Genomic DNA, 10,327 nt, shown 5'->3' on the forward strand with positions numbered 1-10,327 from the left:
AAGCCTTTGCAGTTGGACCAGTTAAATCAGGTTAGTCAGTGGCTCGATGCCGCCATTGCGAAATCGCAGGAGGAAGGCAGCCGTCGCCTGGAACTGCGCCATCGGCGGGACAAGGCGCTCTTGCTACTCGGCTTCTGGCGTGGATTCCGGGGCGACGAATTGACTCGCCTGCGTATTGAACATGTGCAGGCGGTGGCAGGACAAGGCATGACTTGCTACTTCCCGCAGACTAAGGGCGACCGAACCTACCAGGGGACCACCTTCAAGGCACCCGCATTGTCTAGCCTGTGCCCGGTGGACGCTTATCTGGATTGGGTTAGCGTGTCACAGCTCAGCGAAGGCCCGGTATTTCGGGCCATTGATCGTTGGGGCCATGTGAGCCAGAACCCGCTCTGTATCGATAGCGTGATTCCATTGCTGAGAAGCATGCTGACCAATGCTGGAATCGCCTCGGCTGACCTGTACAGCGGGCATTCGCTACGCCGCGGGTTCGCCACTTGGGCATCGTCGAACGGCTGGGACATGAAGACCCTGATGGAATACGTGGGCTGGCGTGACGTGCAGTCGGCCATGCGCTATGTCGATGCTGCCGACCCTTTTGCCAATTACCGACTCCAGTCCCAACTGAGCAACGATAAAACCCTGAAAGAATAAGGTGTTACGCCAAATGATTGGCAGATTTCCTTCATTGGCGATGGGGATTGTCAGTTTTCCTTCATAAAACAGGGCAATTTCGCTTCACCGTACGTAGATGCAAATTGTGCGTCGAACTTTCGCGCGAAACTGGTCGCGAAGCTCGTAAAGCTTGGCAAAGCGGAAAGCATCAGCCAATGTCAAAGCCAAATAAGATTCGTGTAGACAATATTTCGAAAAAAAGCAATTTGGCAAGAGCCCCTATATAATGAAAATATGGAGCGCATTGAAGGTATAAATAGAGATCGAATTGCGTGGTGTTGTGCTGATACTGGCATAACGCCAGACCTTCTTGCGTCTGAACTGAACATCGCGCCAGCGACATTCGAACGAGTTATGTCTGGCCAAGGCGGATTAACTTTCAATCAACTGAAAAGTATTGCAGAGTACTTTGGTCGTGGCGTGCTGTTCTTTCTTGAAGAGGGCCCAATAGAGGTCGAGCGAGTGCATACGCCAGCGTTCCGTACGCTTGCAAATCAAAAGCCCGAAATGTCGGCGAAAATGCGCACGCTGATTGAACGGGTAGAAAAACAGCGCGATGTGTATATCAGCCTGCGCGAAGATCTTGAGAATACCAGCCTAACGAGGTTCGTCCATCCCGACCTTCCTGTCAGTGATCCGAAGGCATCTGCCGAGACCGCTCGGAAATGGCTTGGGCTATCCGATAGAAATGACTTCGATACATATCGTGATGCTATCGAGGCCAAGGGTATCCTAGTCTTCCGCAGCAACGGCTATGGCGGCAAATGGCAGATAGCCAAAGAAAGCGCGATTCTAGGTTTCTCTCTATATCACCCTGAATGCCCGGTAATCGTAGTAAAGAAACAGCGAAGAGACGCTGAACAGGCCTTCACACTCATGCACGAGCTTGGGCATCTGCTTCTTCATAAGTCGAGTTCCATCGACGATGAGGGCGATTTCCACGATGCTCACTCGGTCCATGAACGCAGCGCAAATGCATTTGCTGGGTGCTTACTGGTCCCAGACAGGCTACTCGCAACACTAGACCCAAGCGACCGCCCCGAGACAGTCTCTCAATACGGTAGCTGGCTTGATCCACAGCGAAAAGCTTGGGGGGTAAGCGCAGAAGTAATATTGCGCAGACTGGTGGACGTGGGCCGTCTCCCCCAGGAGGACTATGCAGCATATCGTGCATGGATTTCTAAGCTCGACATTCCACAATCTGGATCGGGCTCGAGGGAATATCGACATCGAGAGCCAAAGCACATTTTCGGTGACCGCTTTGTTCGTACCGTACTTGATTCCCTCAGCGCTGGCTACATTACGTTGAATCGGGCTACCAGGTATCTCGATGGGCTAAAAGTCAGCGACCTGCATCAGCTTGAAAGGTACTATGCAGGTACCTGAGTATGTAATCGACGCGTCATCCATTATTTATGGCTGGGATAATTACCCCATAGCCCAGTTCCCTGGCCTATGGGAATGGCTCGCGACTCAAATCGCAGAGCAATACCTGATCATTGCCTCAGTCGCTTTTGACGAAGTCGATGACAACTCCCCGGAATGTGCAGTATGGCTGAACGGCGCCGGCATCACCAAAATCATCCCTCAAAATGCAATTTTGCAGGACGCGAGGCGAATGATGCGGCTTCTAGGCATTATGAATGATGACTTTCATCCGAAAGGCGTTGGCGAGAACGACCTAATAATTATTGCTTCTGCCAAGTCATTTGGCCGCCCTTTAATTTCGGACGAGAGCCGCCAAAAGGTTCCAGATCTACCGAAGAAGCGGAAGATTCCCGCCGTATGCGCAATGCCTGAAGTGACGGTTCAGTGCATCAACTTCCTAGAATATATAAAGAAGTCAGGTATGGTGTTTCGCTAGTCTCGAGTCAAGAGCATATTGATCTCTTTTAATGTGTGAGGCGTAACATCACGAGCAATGGGAAATCAGCGGCCAAGTAAATAGCGCGCGATTTAATTGTGCATAATTATATTTATGTTAAATCTCACGGCCTCGTGTCGATGCCTACACCGCCTGAAGATGCTCTAAGCATCAGCAATGCGCCTCGTTCCTCGTAGAATGGCCTCCCGACAAGCCGGAGAGGCTTGACCGTACAGCGCTGCCAAATGAGCTTGTTCTGCAAGCTCCGAGATTGTCTTCCAGTTACGTTTAATTGGTTCTCGAAGATCGGAACGCACTGGTGCGCACTGACGGCCTCTCATCGACCCAAGCTGCCGTTTGCGCTTGGTCGAGCTCGGCCGTCGCGCGTCGGCTTCCGTGCGGTGAAGCAAAACTGCCCGGTTTTATGAAGGAAAAGTGTCAATTCCCGTAGCCAATGAAGCAAATTTGCCAATATTCGATTCAATGACTTGGTCTAGGCAACCACCGAGGAAAGATATCACGTCAAGCAGCGACGATTTATCTGAGACGCAATTGGCAGAAGAGCAAGGGTTGCTTTACACAAGGTTTCTGCCATTCGTCAAAGGCTATTCGAAGGAAAGTATTGGCCATAAGGAGCTATTTCAGGCATCGCTTATGGTCCTAGGTGACAGCTATCGATTCCTACCAACTAGTTTGGTATCGTCCTGCCCGAAGGCGGAATGCTCGATACGATGTGCAAGCCCAACCCATTGAGCGAACAGGACTGCGCATACCAAGAGGACGGCGGTATAGATTCTTACTCGCTGTTGGAATTGTCGTTGATTGGGCATGTAAAGTTAGCCTGAACGCGTAGCAGTTGCACCATTGCATCATTTCCAACTAATCAGGACGGGGTCGCCACGTTTAATGCTCTCTTGGCTTTATTGACCTTTGCTTGGCCATCTTCATCACTCAAGAGTTTGGTCTGCCCTGTGATACGACCAAGCCACTGATTCAGTTGATACTGCACAAAGAGGTTATGTTCTGAATGAGCTTCTAGCTCAATGTCAGCATCCTCCTGGTCTGTTCTTACCCGGACAGCGTGTCGACCAGCGGGGACTTCAAAGGAGAGAAAGGTCAACGGCCCTAGAACGCCAATGAATTTGCCGTCAACATAGACCTCCGACTTCGCTTTTGGCTCCTGCGTGTACGGTCGAACGATATAAACATGCGCCGTTTCGCTTGCTGGCTTTGAGAAAGATTTGGCATCCCTATCTTCCTCTATGCTGGCAAGTGGCACGGCGATGCAATCTGTCCAGCGAGTGATTCGTTTGCAGTCGAAGTATTTTTCTTCGGCATGGACATAAATGAGGTTCAGCAGTAAAGCTACGCTGCCAACTGCGAAGACTAAGCGCATTTTGCCTCCATCAAAGTTATAACCACAACAGGACCACCCAACTGTCTTCAAATGAAAGACGACTATAGGAGCGGTTTTCCTTCACGAATCGCTTTTTCTTTCTCGTCCATGAACTCGCGTCCGGCGATGTGCATTAGCTGAACGAACCGCTCCTGCTCTGAAATATTGGCCCCAAGCTGTGCGAAGAACACCCTGCCAGGAGCGTCGCTCTCAGAAGCGCGGGTAGCGAGCCATTCAACTAATCCATGTCGCTGTTCTTCCGAAAGCACGTTGTCGACCAAGTAGGTCGTGACCTGCGTGACTCCTGCCAGCATGTCGTAGAGGCCCGCGATATTGACCTCCAAATGGTCAAGTCTTTGCTTGGTGTCCACACTGTCTCCGGTATGTAGAAATGCGCATGGGTTCTCGGCAAGAGATATCTCGTGCCGAGAACGGGTTTGCCTATTTACTTGACTGAAAAACGTACGTTGACAGTCTTCTTGTCGGCAAAGGTCAGTGCAGCAATCGCCTTGCTTCCCTTTGCGAGCTTCGCATCGTCCTTGGACGCCAGAATATTGCTGCCAGCAGGCTCGAGCGACACTTCGGTTTTCTCAGTACCGTTCAAGACCGTCAACTTCCCAGTTGCACCAGTCGTGTCGACGGGTTTGCCATGGTCATTGACGTAGACGGTCGCCTTGCCATCTTTGTTGACCAACTCAAAGCTCATATCGTTTGAGGTGCTGACGACGCCACCATGCTTGGGCTTGTCACCATGTGCCAATACGTTGCCGGAAAGTGCCATTGTCATTGCCACGAGGGCCATCAATTTCTTCATTGCTTTCTCCATATGGGCAGCGGCTCTATATGGGCGCCGCTGCAACAGCCCATTTTTCAATACGATTCCTTCGCCTCACCTGCCACGATTGTTCCGAGCGGCTTGCGCCCAACGAGCCAGAAAATCAGTGGTGTCAGCAACGAATCGAGAATCGTTGAACTCACCAGTCCACCGAAAATAACCACTGCGACCGGATGCAGGATTTCCTTGCCAGGCGCATCCGCTGCCAGTAACAGCGGAACTAGTGCGAAGGCCGCGACCAGCGCTGTCATCAGGACTGGAGTCAGCCGCTCAAGTGAACCTCGGATAATCATCGGCATGCCAAACGTCTCGCCTTCGAACTTGCAAAGGTTGATGTAGTGGCTGACCTTCAGGATGCCATTACGTGTCGCTATACCTGCCAAGGTAATGAAGCCAACCATGGACGCCACTGACAGAGACACGCCAGCAATCCACATCGCGGTGACGCTACCGATGAGCGCGAATGGAATATTTCCCATGATGACCAAGGCCAGGATGCCGGAACGGTATCGTGAGTACAGGACAAGGAAAATCATCGCCAGGGAAATCAGCGACAGGCCGACAATCAGCCTTGTCGCCTGTTCCTGAGCCTGGAACTGTCCCTCGATACTGACAAAGTAGCTTCCCGGAAGCGGCGTTGCCGCGATAGCCTTGCGTACGTCAGCAATTACGCGGGACATGTCCGAGCCGTCTGTATTGGCATACACGACAATGCGTCGACGTCCATTCTCGCGGCCGATTTGGTTCGGACCATCGCCTTCTTCCACTGACGCGACTGCAGACAGTGGGATACGACCCGCCGGGCTGTCAAGCATTGTCCGCGAGAGGTCTTGTGGTGAACGGCTTTGGTCTGGCAGCCGCACCATCAAGTCAAAGCGACGCGGCCCATCGACTACCTGAGTTGCGCGTGCGCCCTCGGACAAGGTTTGCAGCGCTGTCAATATCTGACCCGGTGTCAACCCGTACTGAGCTGCTTTCCGATAGTCGACCCGTACCTTGATTTGCGGGATGAGCACTTGCCGCTCGACGGATAAATCGACGAGCCCTTGGACGTTGGACAAGCGACCACGAAGGTTCTCGGCCAAGCCGCGCAAAGTATCGATGTCGTCGCCGTAGATTTTCAAGGCAATCTGGGCTCGCACACCGGACAGCAGATGGTCCAATCGATGGGAAATAGGCTGACCAATTGCAACCGAAGCCGGAATGACGGCAAGGCGTGAGCGGATGTCCGCCATCACTTCTTCCCGGTCCCGGTCAGAGCGCTTCAAGTCAACGTCAATTTCCGCCGAATGGACGCCTTCCGCATGCTCGTCCAGTTCCGCACGACCAGTACGTCGGCCAACCTTCTTCACCTCGGGGACTTCCTGGACCAAAGTCTCAGCCAACGAACCCATTCGGTTTGCTTCCGCAAGCGAGGTCCCTGGCGTGAAGGTCATGCCCATCACCAATGAACCTTCATTGAACGGCGGCAGAAATGCACGAGGGAAGAACGGCACGGACGCCGCTGCGACAATGACTGCAATGCCAGCCATGGCCAGGATGACCTTCGCGCGCGGGAAAGACCATTCGAGTGCCTTGGTATCCCATGCCTTGAGGCGGCGCACCAGCGGACTGTCCCCATGCCCCAGTTGCTTCATATGCGGCAAGAGGAAATACGACAGAACTGGCGTCACGGTCATCGAAACGAGCATCGAAGCCAGAATGGAAACGATGTAAGCAATACCCAACGGCGCGAAAAGTCGACCTTCAATTCCGGGAAGCGCGAACAGCGGCACGAATACCAGGACGACGATGACCGTCGCATAGACGATACCCGAGCGTACTTCCACTGACGCTTGCCAGATGATTTCCAGCACCGAAGGTCCATTCTCGTCGGTGCGCCGTTGCTTTAGTCGCCGCAGGATGTTCTCCACGTCGACCACTGCGTCATCCACCAGTTCGCCAATAGCAATAGCAAGCCCGCCTAATGTCATCACATTGATGGACTGGCCCAACAAGTGGAACGCGACTGCAGTTACCGCCAGTGACAACGGGATGGCAATGAGCGAAATTGCCGTGGTTCGGAAGTTGAGCAGGAAGGCGAACAGGATGATGGCAACCAGAATGGCGCCATCACGCAGGGCTTCGACGACGTTGTTGATGGAGGCTTCGATGAAATCAGCCTGCCGGAACAATACCTCTGGAGCTGACAAGCCGGTCGGCAGGCCTTGTTTGAGTTCGCCAAGAGCGTTTTCGATTTCCTGCGTCAGCTTGACGGTATCGGCCGCAGGTTGCTTTTGTACGCTGACAATCACCGCCGGCTTGCCATTCATGCCGGCGTCGCCCCGCTTGAAGGCCGGGGCATAACGAACCGTGGCCACTTGCTCGAGCAGGACCGGGGCACCACCGCGATAAGCAACCGCCAGCCCTTTGACATCGTCCAATTTGTTCGTGCGACCGAGATTGCGAATCAAGTATTCCCGGCTGTTGAGGTCAATGAATCCACCGCTGGTGTTGGCGGCGAACCCTTTGACCGACGCCTCAACCTGGTCGAGTGTCACATTGAACTGGGCCATGCGGGCGGTATCCGGTTCAACACGCAGCTGGCGAACTTCACCGCCAATAGGGATGACTTGGGAGACGCCCGGGATGGACAGCAAGCGTGGTCGGAGAACGAAATCGGCGTATTCACGCGCCTGCATCGGGTTGGCCTTCGTCACATCGATTGGCAAGGCAATTAGCATGATTTCGCCCATGATGGACGACACCGGTCCCATGATGGGCGTGATGTTGCCTGGAAGCTGCTCCTTGACCAAAGTCAGCCGCTCAGAGACAAGCTGACGATTCCGGTAAATGTCCGTACCCCAGTCAAACTCGGCATAGACAATCGACAGGCCAACGCCGGAGACCGAGCGCACCCGGGTCACGCCCGGCATGCCGTTCAAAGAGGTTTCGATGGGAAAGGACACTAACTGCTCGACTTCTTCCGGTGCCATGCCGCCAGCTTCTGTCAGAACGGTGACCAGCGGCTTGTTCAAATCCGGAAATACGTCGACCGGCGTACGGGTTGCCATCAACGTCCCATAGACCACCAGTAATACTGCGGCAGCGAGAATGAACAGCCTGTTATTCAGGCTGAAACGAACTATCCAATTAAACATGCGTTCGTTCCTACCTAATTTGGTTAATCAAGGACGTACCGGAAACCACTACCCGGTTCTCGGGGGCGAGTCCCTTGACCACCACAACGGTTTTTGCGTCCAGTGACTTGAACTCGACCGGTTGAGCAATGAAACGCTCGCCGCCCGACTTAATCCATACGATGGACTCGTTGTTTTGGTTCCGCACCACCGCTTCCGCCGGCAAGGCGAGGCCCTTGACCTTATCGGTCAGCTTGGCCACAACAGTCACCGGCTGTCCAACAGCCAAGGGAACATTCTTAGCATTAGCCCGGAACGTGATGGGAAGTGCGCCGTCACGCAAGCTGCGTCCGCCACCTAAATAGGTCAGTTCTACACCTTCATGTCCTGTCAGAGACGCGTTGCCGATACGGCCAGCGAGGGCAACGTCTGTCGTGACTGCTTCCACAACCATGCGGTTGGGGTCGACAATCTCGAACAAAACGTCCCGTGCCTCGACGATTTGACCATTCAGGACATTTGCAGTCGCTATGACACCAGACGCAGGGGCTGTGATGGCTTCATTGCCGCCAACGCTTCGGGAGACTGCGCGTTCACGGCCGGTAAGGCTGGCCAGTTCCGAGCGCGCCGCTTCGATTTCCTTCTGAGGCACGGTCCCTTCAAGAGATTCAAGTCGTTTGACCCGTTGCTCGGCCAGTTTGCGATTTGACTGGATTTCGACAAGTTGGGCTTGTTGATTACCACGTTCGATGGCTCCAGCCACAGGACTGACTTGCACCAACACTTGGCCTTTTTCGACACGCTGTCCGGCAATCGGAAGCCCCTTGGGACCAGGTTCAATACGTCCGGCAAATGGAGCTTGTACTCGCCCGCCGGCATTCGGGTCTATGCCAACCCGGCCATTCAATTCGACAGTTAGCGGATGTTCTTCTTCCTGAACCATCACGGTCCGGATAGCCATTCGACGTTGAGCTTGTTTCGGCACATTGACGCTGCCATCGGGTAGACGAGCTAACCCGGAAGCAGAACCACCTGCTGGCGCATCTAAGTGTTCGCCATTAGGGCCATGGGCGCCTGGAGCAGCAATGGATGTTGCAGCCATTAAGCCTGTAGTGGAAAGGAAAATAATGACACTGGCAATTTTGGTATACATGTTTATTTACCTGCTTTCGGTTTGCGGCGCATCATCACGATTGCCAGTCCCAGCAGCAGGACAGACGGAACTATTGCACCTATTACCCATGAATTCACGGAGAACGCATGGTCATGGCCGACTTCGTGCGCTTTTCCATTTTCAACATCGCTACTCTTGACCTCCATTGTTCCTTCGAGGAGGTCGCTCTCCTCACCAGCGGCAAGGGTAAATACGAGCGAATGCTTACCCGGTTTGGCAAGCGCCTCAAGAAACTTTGCGTCGTCAACTGCGTAGTCGCCATGGTCGGCATGGAACTTGGCCGGCGCTTTCATGCCGTTGAATTCCACTTCCAGCTTGCCATTCAGTACGGGTTCATTGGTCGCGTAGCGGTCAATGAGGATGGACAGCTCTTCACCTTGGAGATGACCGACCAGCTCGAACGCCTCGGTAAAGGTTTCAATCCGTGGGCCAGCGTCACTGTGAACGTGGCCGCCAGGCGCATCGAGGTGTTCGCCATTCGGACCGTGCGCGCCAGGCGCTGCGATTGCCATGGAAGTCATGGCGAAGTAAAAGAAAAGAATGTTGATGAGTTTCATGGGAGTATTCCTAGTGCTTGATTCAGACGAGCATGGGCCAGCCCTACGGCGACTTTTTGCTGACGTTCGGCGACATCGGCTTCATGTGACAGCGCCTGGGAGCGAAGCAATTCAGCCAAGCCGCGTTCGCCAGCTTTGAACGCCTTTTCGATGAGCTCGGTATGTTGGCGAGTCAGCGAGGCTCGGGCCGAAGCTGCTTCAAGAGCCTGTGATGCTCCTTCCAGCTGCTGTCGTGCTAGTTCAATATCCGCCTTTAACATGGCGTCGGCCTGGGCTGCTTCCGCAGTTGCAGTCTCAATTTGCGTTCGGGCGGCCGTCTCCAGAGGACGATTACGCGCTGCTGTTCCGAATGGAATCTGCACGGCAATGCCGACGCTGCGACTGGTAGGACTAGCAAAGTTGTCCTGTTCGCGCCGCATGGATATTCCCACCGTAGGCGGCTCGCTTCGTGTGCTGTTGACCACCTGAAGCGAAGCTTGCGAGCGCTGCAAGGCCGTACGGGCTGCTGAGATACGTGGATGAGGCTCGGCTATTGTTGTGGCAATGGGCTCAAGGTCCAGCGCTGGAATGTCTGCTTGGCCAGTCAGAATCCGATAGCGCCCCAATGCGTCTTGCAGTTTTGTCTTAGGGAACCTCTGCTCAAGTCTGGAAATCGGGAGTCATGGGTCTAAACATTGATCGATATTGCGTACTGTCGATAGAACCAA

At 53.8% G+C, this 10,327-nt stretch carries 10 protein-coding genes; 3 read left to right on the forward strand and 7 right to left on the reverse strand.

What is annotated here, in order from left to right; genetic code table 11:
* From RY831_RS32110 to RY831_RS32120, 3 genes are all read left to right on the forward strand, one after another.
* A partial coding sequence (locus tag RY831_RS32110; protein ID WP_326510365.1) for a site-specific integrase occupies nucleotides 1-654 on the forward strand: 654 nt, incomplete at its 5' end.
* 255 nt (nucleotides 655-909) lie between these two features.
* On the forward strand, nucleotides 910-2,061 hold the full coding sequence (locus RY831_RS32115) for an ImmA/IrrE family metallo-endopeptidase (RefSeq protein ID WP_326510366.1): 1,152 nt from the start codon (nucleotides 910-912) through the stop codon (nucleotides 2,059-2,061).
* On the forward strand, nucleotides 2,048-2,539 hold the full coding sequence (locus tag RY831_RS32120; protein ID WP_326510367.1) for a DUF4411 family protein: 492 nt from the start codon (nucleotides 2,048-2,050) through the stop codon (nucleotides 2,537-2,539). Before RY831_RS32115 ends, RY831_RS32120 begins: the two co-directional genes overlap by 14 nt.
* Before the next feature lie 883 nt (nucleotides 2,540-3,422).
* Here the strand turns inward: RY831_RS32120 and RY831_RS32125 are convergent.
* The 7 genes from RY831_RS32125 to RY831_RS32155 form a co-directional block, all read right to left on the reverse strand.
* A complete protein-coding gene (locus RY831_RS32125; protein ID WP_326510368.1) occupies nucleotides 3,423-3,935 on the reverse strand; it encodes a DUF2846 domain-containing protein in 513 nt (170 codons plus the stop codon).
* 62 nt (nucleotides 3,936-3,997) lie between these two features.
* Nucleotides 3,998-4,306: a hypothetical protein gene (locus RY831_RS32130; protein WP_326510369.1), complete on the reverse strand. Its 309-nt coding sequence runs from the start codon at nucleotides 4,304-4,306 to the stop codon at nucleotides 3,998-4,000.
* A gap of 74 nt (nucleotides 4,307-4,380) precedes the next feature.
* Nucleotides 4,381-4,749 (reverse strand): hypothetical protein, encoded by a 369-nt coding sequence (locus tag RY831_RS32135; protein WP_326510370.1) that lies wholly within the window; start codon nucleotides 4,747-4,749, stop codon nucleotides 4,381-4,383.
* 56 nt (nucleotides 4,750-4,805) lie between these two features.
* Nucleotides 4,806-7,910, reverse strand: a complete 3,105-nt coding sequence (locus tag RY831_RS32140; RefSeq protein ID WP_326510371.1) for an efflux RND transporter permease subunit — start codon at nucleotides 7,908-7,910, stop codon at nucleotides 4,806-4,808.
* 10 nt (nucleotides 7,911-7,920) lie between these two features.
* Complete coding sequence (locus RY831_RS32145) at nucleotides 7,921-9,042, reverse strand: efflux RND transporter periplasmic adaptor subunit (protein WP_326510372.1); 1,122 nt, start codon at nucleotides 9,040-9,042, stop codon at nucleotides 7,921-7,923.
* A gap of 2 nt (nucleotides 9,043-9,044) precedes the next feature.
* The gene (locus tag RY831_RS32150) at nucleotides 9,045-9,620 is read right to left on the reverse strand and encodes a hypothetical protein (protein ID WP_326510373.1); all 576 of its coding nucleotides are present in this window, start codon (nucleotides 9,618-9,620) and stop codon (nucleotides 9,045-9,047) included.
* Complete coding sequence (locus tag RY831_RS32155) at nucleotides 9,617-10,039, reverse strand: hypothetical protein (protein WP_496196652.1); 423 nt, start codon at nucleotides 10,037-10,039, stop codon at nucleotides 9,617-9,619. Before RY831_RS32155 ends, RY831_RS32150 begins: the two co-directional genes overlap by 4 nt.
* Nucleotides 10,040-10,327: the final 288 nt, after the last annotated feature.

The organism is Noviherbaspirillum album (genome assembly GCF_035916955.1).
Lineage (GTDB): Bacteria > Pseudomonadota > Gammaproteobacteria > Burkholderiales > Burkholderiaceae_D > Noviherbaspirillum > Noviherbaspirillum album.

Coding starts and splice junctions, on each gene's coding strand:
- RY831_RS32115 (WP_326510366.1), top strand. CDS start 910: ATGGAGCGCATTGAAGGTATAAATAGAGATCGAATTGCGTGGTGTTGT.
- RY831_RS32120 (WP_326510367.1), top strand. CDS start 2,048: ATGCAGGTACCTGAGTATGTAATCGACGCGTCATCCATTATTTATGGC.
- RY831_RS32125 (WP_326510368.1), bottom strand. CDS start 3,935: ATGCGCTTAGTCTTCGCAGTTGGCAGCGTAGCTTTACTGCTGAACCTC.
- RY831_RS32135 (WP_326510370.1), bottom strand. CDS start 4,749: ATGAAGAAATTGATGGCCCTCGTGGCAATGACAATGGCACTTTCCGGC.
- RY831_RS32140 (WP_326510371.1), bottom strand. CDS start 7,910: ATGTTTAATTGGATAGTTCGTTTCAGCCTGAATAACAGGCTGTTCATT.
- RY831_RS32145 (WP_326510372.1), bottom strand. CDS start 9,042: ATGTATACCAAAATTGCCAGTGTCATTATTTTCCTTTCCACTACAGGC.
- RY831_RS32150 (WP_326510373.1), bottom strand. CDS start 9,620: ATGAAACTCATCAACATTCTTTTCTTTTACTTCGCCATGACTTCCATG.
- RY831_RS32155 (WP_496196652.1), bottom strand. CDS start 10,039: ATGCGGCGCGAACAGGACAACTTTGCTAGTCCTACCAGTCGCAGCGTC.